We start from the raw sequence: 17,840 nt of genomic DNA, 5'->3' as shown, positions 1-17,840 counted from the left end.
TTCACTCGCCATGCCTTAACGCGCCCTGATGCGGTAGGCGCAGCGGCGGGCGCCGGTGAGGATATGTTCGCTACGCTCGACGTCTGCGCCGAGGGCGGCGCGGAAGGTTTCGAGTTCGGAGCGGCAGAAGCCGGCGCAGGCGGTGGCAGCCGCGCAGATCGGGCAGTGATTTTCAACCAGCATGAAGGAGCCGTCCGCCTCCTGCCAGCTGTCGGCCATATAACCCTCGCGGGTGCGGATCGCGGCCAGGCCCTCGACGCGCGCGGCAAGGTCGCCGGCGTTTTCGAGCTCGTGGCGATAGCGCTTCAGCGTCTCGGCCTCGCGGGCGGAGATGACGGTGTCAAGCGCTCCCGCCCCAAGCTGATCGACCAGGGTGCCGAGGAGATTGGCCGTCAGTTCGGCATGGCCATCGGGGAAGCGGCGATTGCCGGCCGCAGTCAGGTGCCAGAGCTGACGCGGCCTGCCCCTGCCGGCAGCGGCAACGGTGACCGGCTCCACCAGCCCCTCCTCTGCCATCTTCGCCAGCTGCTGGCGGGCGGCCTCGCCGGAAATGCCAAGCGCATCGCCGATTGCCGAGCCAAGCTGCGGGCCCTCGGTCTTGAGCAGGATCAGAATTCGGTTGGCCGGGGACTGACGCATATTTCTCCAAGTGAAGTCTTGTTTTAATCGCAGCGACATGCAATTTTCCAATTTATAACTTGGAAAATAATAATCCGCCAGCAAAAACATCGGGAGCATCCCATGTCCGATATCGACCAGACCATTGCCATTCCGAACGCCAGTTCCGTCTTCCGCCTGTTCCTGCCCGCACACCTGCCGGCGACCTTCATGCTTGCCGGCGGCGTGACGCTTTATGCTGTCGAGAGTTATATCACCGCCACCATCACCCCCTCGATCGTGCGCGATATCGGCGGCCTTGCCCTGATTTCCTGGGTGACGAGCCTGTTCGTGGCGGCCGCCATTCTCGGTTCGATCTTCGTCGCCATGCGCCCGCGGGGAATCGGGCTCCGCGTGGTCTATGTGATCGCGGCGCTGGTCTTCGGCGTCGGCAGCATGGTCGCGGCAATCGGTCCTTCGATGCCGGTGGTGCTGATCGGCCGCGCCGTCCAGGGCCTCGGGACGGGCGCGCTGGCTGCCCTCGGCTATGCCTTCATCCGCTATGTCTACCCGGAACCACTATGGCCGAAAGCCTCGACGCTGTATGCGGCGATCTGGGGTGTGGCGACCGTCATCGGGCCGACGCTCGGCGGCTTCTTTTCGTCAGGCAGCAATTGGCGCTACGCCTTCATCGTGCTCGTACCGCTCGGCCTTGCGATGGCGGCGCTGGCGCCGCGGCTTTTGCCCGAGGTCAGGGATGAGCGCGACCAGGCGGGAACACCGGTCCTGCAGATCGGGCTGCTGCTTACCGCCGTGCTGATGGTCAGTGCGGCCGGCGCGATCGACGTGACGGCCATCAAAGCCCTGCTGATCATCGCCTCGGTCATCGCGGTCTCGGCCATGCTCGGCATCGAGGGCCGAAGCCGCAACCGGCTGCTGCCGTCCGGCGCCGTCAGCCTTTCCCGGCCGATTTGCCGCGTCTACCTGGCAATGCTCGCCATGACCGTCGTGCTCGTCAGCGACGTCTTCATTCCCTATTTCCTGCAGGTGCTGCACGGGGTAACGCCGCTGATCTCCGGTTATCTCGTGGCGCTGGTCGCCGTCGGCTGGACCTTCGCCGCCTTCCTCGGCAGTTCGTTGAGTGGCCGACAGGCCTATCTGGCGATCGTCGCCGGCGCGTTGATCGAGGCGGCGGCGACCGCTTCGCTGGCGGTGTTTCTCGCCAACGAAAATCCGCAGGGGGATTTGCCGCTCATCCTGCCGGCAGCGGCCGCCATGTTGATGATGGGCTTCGGTATCGGTCTCGGCTGGGGGCATCTCGTCGCCATGGTGCTGAAGCTTGTTGCCAGCAACGAACAAGACAAGGCCTCGGCGGCAATCCCGACGATGAGCTCGCTTGGCGGCGCCTTCGGTGCGGCTTTCGCCGGCGTCATCGCCAATGGCGCCGGCCTCGTCGATTCGGGCGGCATGTCGGGCGCGCTGTCGGCGGCGCATTGGCTTTATCTGCTGATGGCACTGCCGGGCATTCTCGCCGTCGGCGTCTCGCTGACCCTCAGAACAGGATGATTTTAGGCCGAGTCGGCCTAAAACCTGAATCCTGTTCTAGATTAAAAGAGTTAGAGCATGATGTTGCCCGAAAACCGTTCACACTTTTCGGCATCATGCTCGGCTGACGCGCAGCATGACCTTGCCGACATGGCTGCCCTCTTCCAGCAGCCGGTGCGCCTCGACGACATTCTCGAAGGCGAAGACCTTGTGGATCACGGGGGCGACCGTGCCGGCCTCCAGCAGCGGCCAGACTTCGGAAAGCAGGTCGTCGCGGATGGCGCGTTTTTCTTCGGCGGTGCGCGGGCGCATGGTGGAGCCAGTGACCGTCAGGCGCTTGACCATGATCGGCGAGAGATTGACCTTTTCGGCGACGGCCCCGCCGAGGAAGGCGATGATCGACAGGCAGCCGTCCTTGGCAAGCGAGGCGATGTTGCGCTCGAAATAGGCGGCGCCGATCATGTCGAGGATGACATCGACACCCTGGCCGGTTTCGGCCTTGATCACCGCGGCGAAATCCTCGCTCCTATAGTTGATCCCTCGTTTGGCGCCGAGCTTTTCGCAGGCCTCGCATTTTTCCGTCGAGCCGGCCGTGGCATAGACCTCGGCGCCGAAGGCGCGGGCGAGCTGGATGGCGGTGGTGCCGATACCGCTCGTGCCGCCATGGATCAGCACGCTCTCGCCTTCGGTCAGCCCGGCCATCTGGAAGAGATTTGCCCAGACGGTGAAGAAGGTCTCGGGAAGCGCCGCGGCCTTTACAGCGTCGTATCCCTTGGGAAAGGGCAGGATCTGACCGGCCGGCAGCAGGCAATATTCGGCATAGGCGCCGCCATTGGCGAGGCCGCAGACCTTGTCGCCGACCGCATAGCCGCTGACGCCAGGCCCGATGCCGACGATTTCACCGGATAGCTCCAGCCCGAGAATCGGGCTCGCATCCTTGGGTGGAGGATAGCTGCCCTGCCGCTGGGCGATATCGGGACGGTTGACGCCGATCGCCTCGGCGCGCACGAGGACCTCGCCTTCGCCGGCCACCGGCAGCGGACGCTTGCCGATCACCATCACATCAGGCCCGCCGAAGGACTTGAGATCGACGAAACGCATTTCCTGAGGCAATGACATGGCGCGACCCTCCTGATCCAGAAGGTTCGGAATAGATCAGCCCGGCCGGCTTGGGAAGGCTGGAAGCGGCAAGGGCGTCAATTCGCCTCGCCCAGGAAATGGAAGGCGAGGCCCTCCTCGCTCTCCTTGGCGGCCGACTTGATGACGGCGATTTCGGCGCTGACGCGGTTGATATCGTCGATGACGAGGCCTTCCGGCAGTTCGAGAACGCCGATCGAGCAGCGCATCAGCGGGAATAGGGCCTCAGTGCCGGTGCGGTCGTGGCCGAGGATGCGGCCGGCGGCGCGGTGCTCGTCGGAATAGAGATCGAGCACGTCGTCGTGGAAATCGCTGATCAGCCGGTCGAGGATCTCGGTCAGCTCCTCCTTCGTCCAGCCGACGACGCCGATGAAGAAATCATCGCCGCCGACATGCCCGAGAAAATGCCGCTCGGCGAAGAAATAGCGGCGCATCAGCGCGGCAAACAGCGAGATCGCGTGGTCGCCGAGATGGAAGCCGTAGGCATCGTTGAACGGCTTGAAGTTGTCGAAGTCGCAATAGCAGAAATGGCGGACCTCATCGCCGTCGCGCCCGGACTGGCGCATGAAATCACGGATGGCGCGATTGCCCGGCAGGCCGGTCAGAGGGTTCTGGTCCTGGGCGGTCTTCAGCTGTTTCTCGTTGATGACCTTGATCAGCGAAGCGGCGGAAACAACGCCGGCATAACGCATATTGTCGGTCAGGATCAGGCAGTTGCTGCCCTCCATATTGGCGAAGATCGCCATCAGTTGCTCGGCATCGCTGTCGAGGCCGACGATCGGCGCCATCTCGACGAAATGCGAAATGGAGCGCTCGTACATCTTGTTCTTCAAGAGATCGCGGCCAAAGGGCTGATAAATATATTCCTTGAGGTGATGCTCATGGATAATGCCGCGCGGCTCGTCATTGGCGTTGAGGACCGGAAAGAAGGCCTGACGCGGATTGCGGCGGAAGAGTTCGAAGACGCTGTCGATGCTGTCGTTTTCGTAGACCGTCGGCAGGAGCTCGATCTGCTTGCGGATCAGGATTTCGTCGAGCGACTGGCTCGCCCGCTTGCTCTTGCCGAGCTCCTGCAGATGCGGGAAGGATGGCGCCAGCTCCGACATATGCGTGGTCGGCCGCGAGACGAACCAGCCCTGAACGAGATCGACGCCATATTCGCGGCAGGCGATGAATTCGGCCTCGGTCTCGATGCCTTCGGCGATGACGCGGGTGCCGAGCACATGGGCAATGTTGACGATGCTCTTCAGCAGATGACGCTTGCGCGGGCTGCGGTCGATCTCGGCGACGAAATGCCGGTCGATCTTCAGATAGTCGACGGCATGATCGCAAAGCAGCTTCATCTCGCCGTGACCGACGCCGAAATCGTCGATCGCCAGCTTGAAGCCGGCCTTGCGCAGCGTGGAAACCAGGGCGGCAAATTCCGGCACGCTGGTATTGTCGAAACGTTCGGAGAACTCGAAACAGATGGAGGACGGCGGAATATTGGCCGTCCGCAGGTGTTGCAGCAGGCTCTCGACTAGGCGCTCACCATCGGGGATCAGCCGGACATCGAGATTGAGGAACAGCGTCGCGGTGGAGAAATTCGACAGCGTCGCGAACTTGGCGAGCGCGCGGCTGGCAACCATCTGTTCGAGCTGCAGCAGCTGACCGGTCCGATGCGCCTCGTCCAGAATGTCGGCCGGCGTTTCGTAACTGATGCGCTCCTGGCCGCGCATCAGGGACTCGTAACCGAAGACAGTACCGGTGCCGGCTTCGACTATCGGCTGGAAGGCGTTCTCGAGGACGAGCTTGGCAAGGGTTACCATCTGATCGCTCGCATAACGGCGGAGCACGCCCGGCTCGACGGCGCCAGCCAAAGATATTGCAGTCTTCATTGTGGGCCGATCTCCACTGCGACTTGTTCTTCTTGCTCAGGAACTTGCCGCAGAAGGATCAATGAACCCTTTCGCCAATATGAAAGTTTTGTGAAAGACGCGAATCCCCGACACGCGTTCCGCGTGAATTCGAATTATCCAGTACAATCAGGCGCTTGTTCAGGCGGAGCGACGGCGCTGCGCTTCATGATCGGCAAACATGTCGGCGACGCATCTGCCGCCGGAGGCGACGCTCTCGTCGTCGAGGAGATCTGCCTTGATTTCGCCGAGCTTGCGGGCGGTATCCCAGAGGCGAAGCGCCTCGCGGACGACCTCGCTGCTCGAGGCGTAACCACCCGTGTCGACGGCGGCACGGATGCCCGCCGCCTGTTGCGGAGAGAGGGAAACGGTGACCATCGGCATGAACTTCCTCCCTTTTTTTCTTCAGGCAGTACCCTGCCTTTGGGGGACGCATGACCATTTTCGGCATCTCGGCGAGTGCGCCGGTGCTGTGGTGCATTCGCACGGAAACCGTCCGCATAACCCGGATCGGCCCTAATCCCTAAAGTCTAATCCCCCGTCATGTCCTTGTCAAAAAAGAAACGGCTTTCCACCGTTTCAGCTGCGGATGCCGAGGCCGAAGGCGATCATCGTCCAGCCCTGGACAATGAGATCGACGGCCAGGAAAAGGCCGAGGACCCAGAGGCTGTTGACCGGCCAGCCGAGCGCGATGACGAAACCGGCAAGCGCGGTGATGACGCCGCTTGCGACGATCCAGCCCCAGCCTTTGGCCGGCTTCATGCGCCTTCCGACCCAGGTGCGGAAGACGCCGGCGATGACGAGGGCGAGCGATAGAAACAGCGTCAGCGCCGCCGATGTCAGGATCGGATTGACGAAGGCTGCGATGCCGGCAAACACATAGAGCAGGCCGCTCAGGGTCCAGAAGAGCACATGATCCCAGCCACGGACCTGAAAGGCATGGACGAGATAGGTCACGCCGCCGAACAGCATGAGCATGCCGACGTAATAGACTGAAACGACAGTGGCGAACATCAGGTTGCCGAGCGCGATCAGACCGCAGACCAAGAGCAGCACGCCGAGGCCGACGAACCAGATCCATTTCGACTGCAACTGGGATGCCGGCGTTTCGTTGAAGACATCGGCCATAAACGCACCTCCCCGTAGCTTTGAATATGTTGCAGCAATGGCCCGGGGGAAGATGCGGCCGCGGGCGGCACGCAAGAAAGATTTTTATTGATTGATCAGTCAATCAAAAATAATATGGGTAGAGATAATATGGCCAGAAGTAACATGGCGCCGTTTTCAGGGAGTTGCGGCCTTGCCGAAAGTCGGAATGGAGCCGGTGCGCCGCAAGGCGCTTGTCGATGCGGCGCTGCGGGTCATCGGCGATCACGGCTCGCTTGCCGTCACCATGTCCGACATCGCCCGCCAGGCCGGCGTCTCGCCAGCCCTTGCCCATCATTATTTCGGCAGCAAGGAACAATTGCTGATCGAGACGATCCGCTCGCTGCTGAGGCAGTTGCGCAGCGATACGGTGGCAGCGCTGAAGGCAGCGAAGACACCGCGCGAACGGCTTTCGGCGGTGCTCCGTGTCAGCTTCCACGCCGACCAGTTCGCGCCGGAGACGATTGCCGCCTGGCTTGCCTTTTATGCCGAAGCGCAGCGCTCCGAGGAGACGCGGCGCTTTCTGGTGATCTATGCCAGCCGGCTGCGTTCGAACTTGCTTGCCGATCTCAAGGCGCTGCTGCCGGCCGACGCCGCAGAACGCATCGCCGAGGGCGCTGCGGCGATGATCGACGGGCTCTATATCAGGCAAAGTCTGAAATCGGCGCCGATCGGCATTGATGCCTCGATCGCGCTGACGGAGGATTATCTGAACGCGCTTCTAGCCGCCACCTCTCCTTCTCCCCAGCGGGGAGAAGATGTCCGAAGGACAGATGAGGGGGTGAGCGACGCAGGAGCGAACGGCCGAAAGGCCGAGATTGCCACCCCCTCATCCGGCCCTGCGGGCCACCTTCTCCCCGAGGGGAGAAGGGACGACCACATCGAACACCCCAAGGACAAATGATATGAAAGCCCAGCCGAAAGCCTCGCACTTCATCGACGGCGAATATGTCGAGGATACCGACGGCACCGTCATCGAGAGCCTCTATCCCGCCACCGGCGAGGTCATCGCCCGGCTGCATGCGGCAACGCCCGCAATTGTCGAAAAGGCGATTGCTGCGGCCAAGCGCGCCCAGCCGGAATGGGCGGCGATGAGCCCGATGGCGCGCGGGCGCATTCTCAAGCGCGCCGCCGAGATCATGCGCCAACGCAACCGCGAGCTTTCCGAACTGGAGACGCTCGACACCGGCAAGCCGATCCAGGAAACGATCGTGGCCGACCCGACCTCGGGTGCGGATGCCTTCGAATTCTTCGGCGGCGTCGCACCCGCCGGCCTCAACGGCGCCCATATCCCGCTCGGCCAGGATTTTGCCTATACCAAGCGCGTACCACTCGGCGTCTGCGTCGGTATCGGCGCCTGGAACTATCCGCAGCAGATCGCCTGCTGGAAAGCTGCCCCGGCGCTTGTCTGCGGCAATGCCATGGTGTTCAAGCCTTCCGAGAACACGCCGCTCGGCGCCCTGAAGATCGCCGAGATCCTGCATGAGGCGGGGCTGCCGAAGGGGCTCTTCAACGTCATCCAAGGCGACCGCGACACTGGGCCGCTGCTCGTCAACCACCCCGATGTCGCCAAGGTATCACTGACCGGATCGGTGCCGACCGGACGCAGGGTGGCAGCGGCTGCCGCCGGCAATCTCAAGCACGTGACGATGGAACTCGGCGGCAAGTCGCCGCTGATCGTCTTCGACGACGCCGATCTCGATTCGGCGGTCGGCGGCGCGATGCTCGGCAATTTCTATTCGACGGGCCAGGTCTGCTCGAACGGCACCCGCGTCTTCGTGCAGAAGGGGATCAAGGCCGAATTCCTGAAGCGGTTGAAAGGGCGCACCGAGGCGATGCTGATCGGCGATCCGCTTGATGAGGCGACGCAGATCGGCCCGATGGTCTCCTGGGCGCAGCGCGAGAAGGTGGTCGGCTATATCGAGAAGGGCAAGGCCGAGGGTGCAACGCTTATTGCCGGCGGCGGCATTCCGAACAATGTCTCGGGCGAAGGCTATTACGTGCAGCCGACCGTGTTTGCCGATGTCACCGACGAGATGACGATCGCCCGCGAAGAGATCTTCGGGCCTGTCATGTCGGTGCTCGATTTCGACGATGAGGACGAGGTGATCAGACGCGCCAATGCCAGCGAATTCGGCCTGTCCGGCGGCGTCTTCACCGCCGATCTCACCCGCGCCCACCGCGTCGTCGACCGGCTGGAGGCCGGCACGCTCTGGATCAACACCTATAATCTCTGCCCGGTGGAAATCCCCTTCGGCGGCTCGAAGCAATCGGGCTTCGGCCGGGAGAATTCGCTGGCGGCGCTCGAGCATTATTCCGAGCTGAAGACGGTTTACGTCGGCCTGGGGCCGGTGGCGGCGCCTTACTAAGTCGGCGCAAGCAGCCCCTTCATCCGCCCTCCGGGTACCTTCTCCCCCAGGGGAGAAGGGGAGTCGAGAGGCCGCGGCACGTCCCTTCTCCCCTCGGGGAGAAGGTGGCGGCAGCCGGATGAGGGGGCGACGCGGCGCGACGGCTGAAGCAAAACACGAGAGAAAAACCATGCAAGCAGATTTCGTCATCATCGGCTCCGGCTCGGCCGGCTCCGCCCTTGCCTACCGCCTCTCCGAGGACGGCAAGAACAGCGTGCTCGTCATCGAGGCGGGCGGCAGCGATTTCGGGCCGTTCATCCAGATGCCGGCAGCGCTTGCCTGGCCGATGAGCATGAAGCGCTACAATTGGGGTTATCTCTCCGAGCCGGAGCCGAATCTCAACAACCGGCGCATCACCGCGCCCCGCGGCAAGGTGATCGGTGGCTCTTCCTCGATCAACGGCATGGTCTATGTGCGCGGCCATGCCGAAGACTTCAACCGCTGGGAAGAGCTCGGCGCCAGCGGCTGGGCCTATGCCGACGTTCTTCCCTATTTCAAGCGGATGGAACATTCGCATGGCGGCGAAGAGGGTTGGCGCGGCACGGACGGGCCGCTGCACGTGCAGCGCGGCGGCTTCACCAATCCGCTGTTCCGGGCCTTCGTCGAGGCCGGCAAGCAGGCGGGCTTCGAGACGACCGAGGATTATAACGGCAGCAAGCAGGAAGGCTTCGGGCTGATGGAGCAGACCATCTTTGCCGGGCGCCGCTGGTCTGCCGCCAATGCCTATCTGAAACCGGCGCTGAAGCGCGACAATGTCGGGATCGTCTACGGTATGGCGCGCCGGATCGTCATCGAGAACGGGCGGGCGACTGGCGTCGAGATCGAACGCGGCGGCAGGACAGAGGTGGTGAAGGCCAACCGCGAGGTGATCGTCGCGGCCTCCTCCTTCAATTCGCCGAAGCTTCTGATGCTGTCCGGCATCGGCCCGGGCGAGCATCTGAAGGAAATGGGCATCGCGGTGAAGGCCGACCGGCCGGGTGTCGGCGCCAATCTGCAGGACCATATGGAATTCTATTTCCAGCAGGTCAGCACCAAGCCGGTGTCGCTCTATTCCTGGCTGCCCTGGTTCTGGCAGGGGGTGGCGGGCGCGCAATGGCTCTTATCGAAGGGCGGGCTCGGCGCCTCAAACCAGTTCGAAGCCTGCGCCTTCCTGCGCTCCGCACCTGGGCTGAAGCAGCCCGACATCCAGTATCATTTCCTCCCCGTGGCGATCAGCTATGACGGCAAGGCGGCGGCCAAGAGCCACGGCTTCCAGGTGCATGTTGGCTACAACCTGTCGAAATCGCGCGGCAGCGTGACGCTGCGATCGCCCGACCCGAAGGCCGATCCTGTGCTGCGCTTCAATTATATGAGCCATCCGGAAGACTGGGAGAAGTTTCGCCACTGCGTGCGGCTGACCCGCGAGATCTTCGGGCAGAAGGCGTTCGACGCCTATCGCGGCCCGGAGATCCAGCCGGGCGAAAGCGTCCAGAGCGACGAGCAAATCGACGCCTTCCTGCGCGAACATCTGGAAAGCGCCTATCACCCCTGCGGCACCTGCAAGATGGGGGCGAAGGACGATCCGATGGCGGTGGTCGACCCGCAGACCCGGGTGATCGGCGTCGATGGCCTGCGCGTCGCCGACAGCTCGATCTTTCCGCATGTCACCTACGGCAACCTGAATGGCCCGTCGATCATGACCGGCGAGAAGGCGGCGGATCATATTCTCGGCAAGCAGCCGCTGGCGCGCTCCAACCAGGAGCCGTGGATCAACCCGCGGGCGGCGGTGAGCGACCGGTGATATTCGGGGTGAACATCTATCGTCAGAAAGATAGAAATACGGATGCCGGGGTCAGAAACCGCTCACTCAGCGCGCGAGCTTGTCGGACATTGATTTGCCGTTTACCGCTCAAGATCTCAGACACGACGGACTGAGCGCCCACTTCCGGGAGATCGGCCTGGCCAAGGCTCCGCTCCTCCATGATATAGCGGAGTGCATCGGCGCCGGTCACCGCTGAAACCGATGCCCCTGTCCGGTTGGACGGGCGGGCTGCGCATGCCGCGGCAAGGAAGCCATTTTTGAAGAAAGGGGTGGTCCTTTTCACTCGAACGGGGTTAGGAAGAGCTCCTATCTCGCATCGGATCCGGCCCGCCAGTGTTTCATCGCAAATCCAGACTTCTCCGTAGATCGCGTGTCCTTTGGGGCTCCTTCTCCCTCTGGCGTCCGCGGCTGATCTTCTGGTTCGGCGCCTTTGCGATCGGCATCATCAGCGTCGGCTTCGCCAGGCTTGCGGATCTGGCGCAGCGCGGCTTTGCCGGCGTGACCGCTTCTGGGCAATGGGGCTTTCTGCTGCCGCTCGTCATCACCCCGCTCGGCTTCATACTGTCGGCCTATCTCGCCGCAACATTCTTCCCGAACGCGCAGGGCAGCGGCATTCCGCAAGCGATCGCCGCGCGGCATCTGCGTGATCCGGAGGACCGCTCGCGGCTGCTGTCGCTGCGGCTCGTCTTCGGCAAGATCCTGCTGACCGTGCTCGGGCTCGCGAGCGGCGCATCGATCGGCCGCGAGGGACCGACCGTGCAGGTGGGCGCATCGATCATGCTGGCCGTCGCCAGCTTCGGCGGCATGGCGCAGGCGCGCGGCCTGATCCTCGCCGGCTCGGCGGCCGGCATCGCCGCGGCCTTCAACACGCCGCTCGCCGGCATCGTCTTCGCCATCGAGGAAATGAGCCGGACCTATGAGTCCCGTGCGAACGGGCTGGTGCTGACGGCCGTCATCCTTTCAGGCCTTGCCGCCCTCGGGCTTGCCGGCAGCTACAATTATTTCGGCTCCACCGCCGTCGCCCCCGCCTCGGTAGGCGATTGGGAACTGGTGCTCGTCTGCGGCATCGGCGGCGGCGCACTGGGTGCGGCTTTCAGCGGGCTTGCGCTCCATTTCGGTCAGCACGTTCGCCGATGGGCGCATCCGCAGCCGCTGCGGCGGATGATGCTGCTGGCAACGGCGTGCGGCCTCGCCGTCGCGGTCATCGGCATCCTTTCGTGCGGCATGACCTTCGGAACGGGTTATGTCCAGGCGAAAGGCGCCGTCGAGGGCAATCCCCTGCCCCTGCTGTTCTTCCTCGAAAAGCTGCTTGCCGGTTTTCTGTCGATGATGTCGGGCATTCCAGGCGGCATCTTCGCGCCCTCGCTCTCCGTCGGCGCCGGCTTCGGCAGCACGATCGGCCAGATCATGGGCAGCAGTATCGCGCTTGCGGCCATTCTCGGCATGGCTGGATATTTCTCCGGCGTGGTGCAGGCACCGATGACCGCCTTTGTTATCATCCTCGAAATGACCGGCGACCATCAGGCCGTCATTCCGATCATGGCGGTATCGATGATCGGCTACATCACCTCGCGCATTCTGTCGCGCGAGCCGCTCTATCACGGCCTGTCGCGCGTCTTCATCGCCGCGGCGATCCGGGCCCGGCGCGCCAGGGAAACGGCTGAGAGCTGATCAGGCAAGCAGGCGGGTGACTTCGGCGCCTTGCCTCGGGCCGACGGCATCGGCAATGGTCGTCGAGAACAGCACCTTGCGTGTGGCGTCGGCCACCTTGGCGAAGACGTGCCTGATTTCGCAGGTCTGTTCGCCGTCGCAATCGTCGCACCTGCGATAGGCTGTGATCGACAGGCACGGCAGCGGTGCGATGGGACCATCGATGATGCGCAGGATTTCGCCGAAGGTGATGGTGTGGGCGGGCTTGAGTAGGAGATAACCACCCTGCTTGCCCCGGCGGCTGACGACGATGCCGTGATGTTTCAGGTCGAGCAGGATCTGTTCGAGGAACTTCTTCGGGATCTTCTGCTGCGCGGCAATATCGGAAATCATCACCGGTTCGTCGGCATCGGCATCCGCCAGAGCCGTGAGCGCCCGCAGCGCATATTTCGCCTTTTGCGTAATCATCTCAGACCGTCAACACACAGGCGGCGCGTATTCCCGCGCCGCTTCACGAGTACATTCGCCTCTATGGCACAACCAGCATGAACGGAATTTGAACGCGCTAGAGAAAGCCTTGAGGGACAAGCATTTTTGGCCTTGTTTTTCACCCTTGGCCAACCCCTTGCAATTTACGCCAAAACCCCGCCTTCCGCACCTTTTTCGGCATCACTTCAGATTTCGAATTGACAGGCTGCGTGTAACTCTACTATTTTTATAGACATACAAGCTGGCGGCGGGGATCTTTATCCGCGGGCGGCTGTTTTTTTGCATTGCGGCAGCTTCGGAGAGATATTTGCTCCTGTGGCCGCAGCTTTCGAAATCCCTTTTTCTGTCCGATCGGGGACTGAACTGCGATACTCCGGTCAACAAAGGACAGGATTCTCATGACTGTTATCGATACGATTGCGGAAGGGCCGATTGCGGAAGCCAAGGCGCTGAACGACAAGCTGGCGGGTCTCGACCTTGCCGGACGTCTGTCCCTGGTGGCGGGCCTTGGCGGGCGCGTGGTGTTCACCACCTCGCTCGGCATCGAAGATCAGGTGATCAGCGCCGAGATCGGCACGCACCGCCTGCCGATCGACATCGCGACGCTCGAGACCGGCCGGCTGTTTGCCGAGACGCTGGCGCTGATCGACGAGACCGAAGCCCAATACGACATCCATATCCAGCGCTTCACTCCCGAAAAGGCCGATATCGACGCCTACGCAGCGAAATACGGCCTCAACGGGTTCTACGAAAGCGTCGAGGCACGGCATGCCTGTTGCGGCGTGCGCAAGCTGAAGCCGCTTGCGCGCGCTCTCGAGGGTGCAACGATCTGGATCACCGGCCTGCGCCGCGGGCAATCGGCCAACCGCGCCGAAACGCCCTTTGCCGAATATGACGCCGAGCGGCACCTCGTGAAGGTCAATCCGCTCGCCGATTGGGACATCGAGGCGATCAAGGCCTTCGTTTCGGAAAACGGCGTGCCGGTCAATCCGCTGCATGCGCGCGGCTATCCGTCGATCGGCTGCGAGCCGTGCACCCGGGCGATCAAGCCCGGCGAGCCGGAGCGCGCCGGGCGCTGGTGGTGGGAGCAGGACGAGAAGCGCGAATGCGGTCTGCACGTGGCCGAAGAGGCCTCCGCGGTGGTCGCCGCACAATAATCAACCCTCACGGCTTTCCCAATCAGGGCGCGGCGGCCGCTGCAGCCTTTGGGGAAGCCTACATCAAGGAATTGTTTGCGGGCAGCCGCAAAGATCGACAGTCTGGAGTAAGACATGCCCGATAGCCGTCCGGATACGGAACTCAGCAATCCCCAGAGCGCCAAGGCGCCGCTCGACCCGCATCTGAAGGCGCTGGAAAACGAATCCATCCATATTTTCCGCGAGGTCGCGGCCGAATTCGAGCGTCCCGTCATGCTCTATTCGATCGGAAAGGATTCCTCGGTGCTGCTGCACCTGGCGCGCAAGGCCTTCTATCCCGGCCGCGTGCCCTTCCCGCTCCTGCATGTCAACACTGGCTGGAAGTTCCGCGAGATGATCGCCTTCCGCGACGAAACCGCGAAGAAGTATGATCTCGACCTGATCGAGCACATCAATCCGCGCGGTGCGGCCGAAAACATCACGCCCTTCACCCATGGATCGGCCGCCTTCACCGACATCATGAAGACCGAGGGCCTGCGCCAGGCGCTCGATGCCGGCCAGTTCGACGCCGCTTTCGGCGGTGCGCGACGCGACGAGGAGGCAAGCCGCGCCAAGGAACGCATCTATTCCTTCCGCACGCCCGACCATCGCTGGGATCCGCGCAACCAGCGGCCGGAACTCTGGAATGTCTATAACGGCATGATCCGCAAGGGCGAAAGCGTGCGCGCCTTCCCGCTGTCGAACTGGACGGAGGTCGATATCTGGCGCTACATCCAGGCCGAGGACATTCCGCTCGTGCCGCTCTATTACGCTAGGAAGCGGCCTTTCGTGGAGCGCGACGGCATGATGATCCTGGCCGAGGATCCGCGCCTCGAACTCCTGCCCGGCGAAGTGCGCCAGGAAGGCATGATCCGCTTCCGCACGCTCGGCGACTTCCCGCTGACCGGCGCCATCCGCTCACAGGCGACCACGCTGGAAGAGGTGATCGCCGAACTCGAAATTGCAACGGTGTCCGAACGCCAGGGCCGCGCCATCGACCGCGACCAGTCCGGCTCCATGGAAAAGAAGAAGCGTGAAGGATATTTCTGAGATGACCGCAGCCAACACCGCCGTCTCGGCCGCAACCGCCGTCAGCCCGCCCGCGGCCGAGCCGCAGAAGGCTCAGCGCGACTCGCGCCCGCTGCGCCTCATCACCTGCGGCAGCGTCGATGACGGCAAGTCGACGCTGATCGGCCGCCTGCTCTGGGACACCAAGGCGGTCAAGGAAGATCAGGCCGCCACGCTGCAGCGCGATTCCACCGGCAAGCAGAACGATCTCGGCCTGCCCGACTTCGCCCTGCTGCTCGACGGCCTGCAGGCCGAGCGGGAACAGGGCATCACCATCGATGTCGCCTATCGCTATTTCTCCACCGACAAGCGCTCCTTCATCGTCGCCGACACGCCCGGCCACGAGCAATATACTCGCAACATGGCGACGGGTGCTTCGACCGCCGATCTCGCCATCCTGCTCGTCGACGCGCGCTTCGGCATTCTGGAACAGACGCGCCGTCATGCGACCATCGCTTCGCTGCTCGGGATCAAGCAGTTCGTGCTTGCCGTCAACAAGATCGACCTGACCGGCTACGACCGCGCCGGCTTCGAGAAGATCAGCCATGAATTCCGGGAATTCGCGCTGTCGCTCGGCGTCAAACAGATCACCGCCATTCCGATGTCAGCGCTGAAGGGCGAAAACGTCGTCTATTCCGGCCAGGCCGCCATGCCCTGGTACAGCGGCCCGACGCTGGTGGAGACGCTGGAGCTTGCCACCGTGCGCTCGTCGCAGACGGTCGGTTTCCGCCTGTCGGTGCAGCGCGTGTCGCGTCCGGGCGAAAGCTTCCGCGGCTATCAGGGCACGGTCGCCGGCGGCTCAGTCAAGCCCGGCGACAGCGTCATGATCCTGCCGTCGGGCATGGTCGCCAATGTCTCCAAGATCGTCACCTTCGATCTCGTGCGCAACGCCGCCGTCGCCGGCGACGCGATCACGCTGGTGCTCGACCGCCAGGTCGACGTGGCACGCGGCGACATGATCGTCTCGATCGACGCCCAGCCGCAGGTCGGCCTTGCCTTCGACGCGCAGATCGTCGCGCTGCAGCCCGAGGGCATCGAGCCCGGCAAGCGCTACTGGCTGAAGAGCGGCTCGCGCCGCCAGCGCGTCCAGGTTCAGCCGCTCAGCCAGCTCGAATTGAAGACCGGCACGTGGAACGCCGCCCAGCGGCTCTACATGAATGCGATCGGCAAGGTGCGGCTTTCCTTCGACGAGGCGGCGATCTTCGACCCCTACGAGCAGAACCGCCAGTCCGGCTCCTTCATCCTGATCGATCCGGAGACCAACAACACGGTCGCCGGCGGCATGGTGACCGGCAAGCGTAGCGAGCTCGGCGGGCTGCACACCGGCGACGCCCGCGTCATCCTCTCGCTGCCGGCCGATCTTGCCGAGCAGATCATGGCGAGCGAACTCTTCGCGAGCCGCAGCCATGAAGCCGAAGTGCGGCGGATGACGGCAGCCGAAGCGGCCGACCTCTGGTCGAGCGCTGCGAGCGATATCTGATAAGAGATAGGGGGCCAGCAAGACTGGCCCCTTATGCGAGGCCGAACCCGCTGGCTAAGGGCTGGCGGATTCCTCGCGAAAGGCGCTGTCGCAAACTTCAGTGATGAAATCGATCCGATCCTCGGACGTTTTGCACGCCCGCTTTCGGCCGGAAGCGGCCAAAGCCCTCGGGCTTAAGCGCATTGCCTTGTCCGGCATTTTCCAAGCCACTTAGGCGGGACCAGATTAATCGCAAGACCCGCTCTCAGAGTTGACTCCCAGAAATAGTCACACCTGTTCTGCAGGCGGTGGCTCACGAGGATGTGATGACGAATTGGCGAATATCGGCGGTGGCTAGCGTGTTGTCGTCCAGGGCAGAAAACGAAGGAGTTCTTGCGATGAAAATCCATCACTTGATTACCGCGGCGTTCTTGCTGATTTCCACCTGCGGCGTTGCCCAGGCGGATGACCATCTTTTCCAGGCGGAACAGCATGGATTGAAGTCCGGCAGCACGGCGGCTTCCACGACGCACGCCTTTACCACCAACAGTGCCGGTCACAGCGGTACATTGGCGCCCGGCCAGGGAAGTCCGTTCACCGGACACGACACCCAGACGCCGGCCACTGACACGGATGCCGCCAACGAGCACGCCAACGTGAAGCCCCGCTGAGAAGGCCAACAGTCACTCAGGCGAATTGCAATTAGGCTTAGGTAGATCGATTTTGAAGGCGCTGCGATTGTCTTTCTTGCGCCTTCCTTGTGCATGACGGGCTGCCATCGGCTGCCCTGTCACCGAGATTATGTTTGCTATCAGCCTCGTTTCGTGGCGGCCCTCTCCCGGCCGGATTCTGGCGGCGTGCTTGGAACTAATGACGGGCGAGACTGTTTCAGCTGTGACTTTGGCATGACGCTGACACGCCCTCCTGGCTGGGTAAGCCTCGATTTTGAGGAGACTTGCATCATGAAGAATTCGTCCACAATTCGTTCAGTCGCGGCTGCGGTTATCGCTGCAGCGGGAATCAGCTTTGCCGGCTCCGCGCATGCCGACAGCGGTACGATCAGTTTCTCAGTCTACAAGGCTGCCTTCTTCGTGGGTGGTTCCGGAGGCGAGGGTACGCTGACCTTCCATGGTCGCCGCTATCCCATCACTGTCGGCGGCATCTCGGGCGGCCTCGCCTTCGGGGCTTCTAAGACCAATTTTCATGGTACCGTTCGCCATATTCGCCGCGCTCGAGATGTGACGGGGGTCTACGGTGCGGCGGGCGGTGGCGGCGCCGTCGGCAAGGGGGCCCAGGTGATCGTCATGACCAATGACAAGGGCGCCCAACTCGAACTCTCAGGCAAGCAGGTAGGCCTGCAAGTCAACGCCGATCTCAGCGGTATTGCCATCACGGTAAAGTAAGGGCCGTCGCACCGTTCGCCGTCCCGAAGGGGTCGCGATGCGCAGAGTTGCTAAAACTCTACAGAGA

General features: G+C 62.9%; 15 protein-coding genes and 1 pseudogene. 10 read left to right on the top strand and 6 right to left on the bottom strand.

From position 1 onward, the window contains the following. Positions 1-15: 15 nt before the first annotated feature. Positions 16-639: a metalloregulator ArsR/SmtB family transcription factor gene (locus tag Tal182_RS06335; RefSeq protein ID WP_085858695.1), complete on the bottom strand. Its 624-nt coding sequence runs from the start codon at positions 637-639 to the stop codon at positions 16-18. 102 nt (positions 640-741) lie between these two features. Between Tal182_RS06335 and Tal182_RS06330 the strand changes: the two genes are divergently transcribed. Beyond that, positions 742-2,163, top strand: a complete 1,422-nt coding sequence (locus Tal182_RS06330) for an MFS transporter (RefSeq protein WP_085858693.1) — start codon at positions 742-744, stop codon at positions 2,161-2,163. Between the two features lie 93 nt (positions 2,164-2,256). On the opposite strand, the gene Tal182_RS06325 is transcribed toward Tal182_RS06330, so the two are convergent. The 4 genes from Tal182_RS06325 to Tal182_RS06310 form a co-directional block, all read right to left on the bottom strand. Next, complete coding sequence (locus Tal182_RS06325) at positions 2,257-3,261, bottom strand: NAD(P)H-quinone oxidoreductase (protein WP_085858691.1); 1,005 nt, start codon at positions 3,259-3,261, stop codon at positions 2,257-2,259. Between the two features lie 77 nt (positions 3,262-3,338). After that, positions 3,339-5,087 carry an EAL domain-containing protein gene (locus Tal182_RS06320; RefSeq protein ID WP_245344852.1) on the bottom strand — a complete coding sequence of 583 codons (1,749 nt, stop codon included), beginning with the start codon at positions 5,085-5,087 and terminating at the stop codon, positions 3,339-3,341. Positions 5,088-5,315: 228 nt separating this feature from the next. Further along, positions 5,316-5,558, bottom strand: coding sequence for a type II toxin-antitoxin system ParD family antitoxin (locus Tal182_RS06315; protein WP_064801122.1), 243 nt, complete (start codon positions 5,556-5,558; stop codon positions 5,316-5,318). 195 nt (positions 5,559-5,753) lie between these two features. Beyond that, positions 5,754-6,302 carry an HdeD family acid-resistance protein gene (locus tag Tal182_RS06310; RefSeq protein WP_085858687.1) on the bottom strand — a complete coding sequence of 183 codons (549 nt, stop codon included), beginning with the start codon at positions 6,300-6,302 and terminating at the stop codon, positions 5,754-5,756. Between the two features lie 187 nt (positions 6,303-6,489). On the opposite strand from Tal182_RS06310, the pseudogene betI reads away from it, so the two are divergent. The 4 genes and pseudogenes from betI to Tal182_RS06285 form a co-directional block, all read left to right on the top strand. Further along, positions 6,490-7,065: pseudogene (gene betI / locus Tal182_RS06305) on the top strand (transcriptional regulator BetI); the annotation flags it as partial. Between the two features lie 160 nt (positions 7,066-7,225). After that, positions 7,226-8,689, top strand: coding sequence for a betaine-aldehyde dehydrogenase (gene betB, locus Tal182_RS06300; protein WP_085858683.1), 1,464 nt, complete (start codon positions 7,226-7,228; stop codon positions 8,687-8,689). A 169-nt stretch (positions 8,690-8,858) separates the two neighbouring features. After that, positions 8,859-10,508 carry a choline dehydrogenase gene (gene betA / locus Tal182_RS06295; protein WP_064809861.1) on the top strand — a complete coding sequence of 550 codons (1,650 nt, stop codon included), beginning with the start codon at positions 8,859-8,861 and terminating at the stop codon, positions 10,506-10,508. A gap of 354 nt (positions 10,509-10,862) precedes the next feature. Next, positions 10,863-12,200: a chloride channel protein gene (locus tag Tal182_RS06285; protein WP_245344831.1), complete on the top strand. Its 1,338-nt coding sequence runs from the start codon at positions 10,863-10,865 to the stop codon at positions 12,198-12,200. Here the strand turns inward: Tal182_RS06285 and Tal182_RS06280 are convergent, their stop codons facing one another. Continuing rightward, a complete protein-coding gene (locus tag Tal182_RS06280) occupies positions 12,201-12,647 on the bottom strand; it encodes an Rrf2 family transcriptional regulator (RefSeq protein ID WP_085858679.1) in 447 nt (148 codons plus the stop codon). Between the two features lie 419 nt (positions 12,648-13,066). Here Tal182_RS06280 and Tal182_RS06275 point away from each other — a divergent pair, with 419 nt between their 5' ends. From Tal182_RS06275 to Tal182_RS06255, 5 genes are all read left to right on the top strand, one after another. Continuing rightward, positions 13,067-13,825 carry a phosphoadenylyl-sulfate reductase gene (locus Tal182_RS06275; RefSeq protein ID WP_085858677.1) on the top strand — a complete coding sequence of 253 codons (759 nt, stop codon included), beginning with the start codon at positions 13,067-13,069 and terminating at the stop codon, positions 13,823-13,825. A 114-nt stretch (positions 13,826-13,939) separates the two neighbouring features. Continuing rightward, the gene (gene cysD / locus Tal182_RS06270) at positions 13,940-14,893 is read left to right on the top strand and encodes a sulfate adenylyltransferase subunit CysD (protein ID WP_010034611.1); all 954 of its coding nucleotides are present in this window, start codon (positions 13,940-13,942) and stop codon (positions 14,891-14,893) included. Position 14,894: 1 nt separating this feature from the next. After that, entirely contained in the window at positions 14,895-16,391 is a 1,497-nt protein-coding gene (cysN, locus tag Tal182_RS06265) for a sulfate adenylyltransferase subunit CysN (protein ID WP_085858675.1), read from the top strand. Between the two features lie 377 nt (positions 16,392-16,768). After that, entirely contained in the window at positions 16,769-17,041 is a 273-nt protein-coding gene (locus tag Tal182_RS06260) for a hypothetical protein (protein WP_164517767.1), read from the top strand. Between the two features lie 291 nt (positions 17,042-17,332). Next, on the top strand, positions 17,333-17,773 hold the full coding sequence (locus tag Tal182_RS06255; protein WP_064801094.1) for a hypothetical protein: 441 nt from the start codon (positions 17,333-17,335) through the stop codon (positions 17,771-17,773). The last annotated feature ends 67 nt before the right edge of the window (positions 17,774-17,840 follow it).

The organism is Rhizobium sp. TAL182, from assembly GCF_002117725.1.
GTDB lineage: Bacteria > Pseudomonadota > Alphaproteobacteria > Rhizobiales > Rhizobiaceae > Rhizobium > Rhizobium esperanzae.
This window is presented reverse-complemented; position numbering and strand designations above follow the sequence as displayed.

Excerpts from the sequence above, each read along its gene's own strand:
- Tal182_RS06335 (WP_085858695.1), bottom strand. The coding sequence starts at position 639 with ATGCGTCAGTCCCCGGCCAACCGAATTCTGATCCTGCTCAAGACCGAG.
- Tal182_RS06330 (WP_085858693.1), top strand. The coding sequence starts at position 742 with ATGTCCGATATCGACCAGACCATTGCCATTCCGAACGCCAGTTCCGTC.
- Tal182_RS06325 (WP_085858691.1), bottom strand. The coding sequence starts at position 3,261 with ATGTCATTGCCTCAGGAAATGCGTTTCGTCGATCTCAAGTCCTTCGGC.
- Tal182_RS06320 (WP_245344852.1), bottom strand. The coding sequence starts at position 5,087 with ATGGTAACCCTTGCCAAGCTCGTCCTCGAGAACGCCTTCCAGCCGATA.
- Tal182_RS06315 (WP_064801122.1), bottom strand. The coding sequence starts at position 5,558 with ATGCCGATGGTCACCGTTTCCCTCTCTCCGCAACAGGCGGCGGGCATC.
- Tal182_RS06310 (WP_085858687.1), bottom strand. The coding sequence starts at position 6,302 with ATGGCCGATGTCTTCAACGAAACGCCGGCATCCCAGTTGCAGTCGAAA.
- betB (WP_085858683.1), top strand. The coding sequence starts at position 7,226 with ATGAAAGCCCAGCCGAAAGCCTCGCACTTCATCGACGGCGAATATGTC.
- betA (WP_064809861.1), top strand. The coding sequence starts at position 8,859 with ATGCAAGCAGATTTCGTCATCATCGGCTCCGGCTCGGCCGGCTCCGCC.
- Tal182_RS06280 (WP_085858679.1), bottom strand. The coding sequence starts at position 12,647 with ATGATTACGCAAAAGGCGAAATATGCGCTGCGGGCGCTCACGGCTCTG.
- Tal182_RS06275 (WP_085858677.1), top strand. The coding sequence starts at position 13,067 with ATGACTGTTATCGATACGATTGCGGAAGGGCCGATTGCGGAAGCCAAG.
- cysD (WP_010034611.1), top strand. The coding sequence starts at position 13,940 with ATGCCCGATAGCCGTCCGGATACGGAACTCAGCAATCCCCAGAGCGCC.
- cysN (WP_085858675.1), top strand. The coding sequence starts at position 14,895 with ATGACCGCAGCCAACACCGCCGTCTCGGCCGCAACCGCCGTCAGCCCG.
- Tal182_RS06260 (WP_164517767.1), top strand. The coding sequence starts at position 16,769 with ATGAAAATCCATCACTTGATTACCGCGGCGTTCTTGCTGATTTCCACC.
- Tal182_RS06255 (WP_064801094.1), top strand. The coding sequence starts at position 17,333 with ATGAAGAATTCGTCCACAATTCGTTCAGTCGCGGCTGCGGTTATCGCT.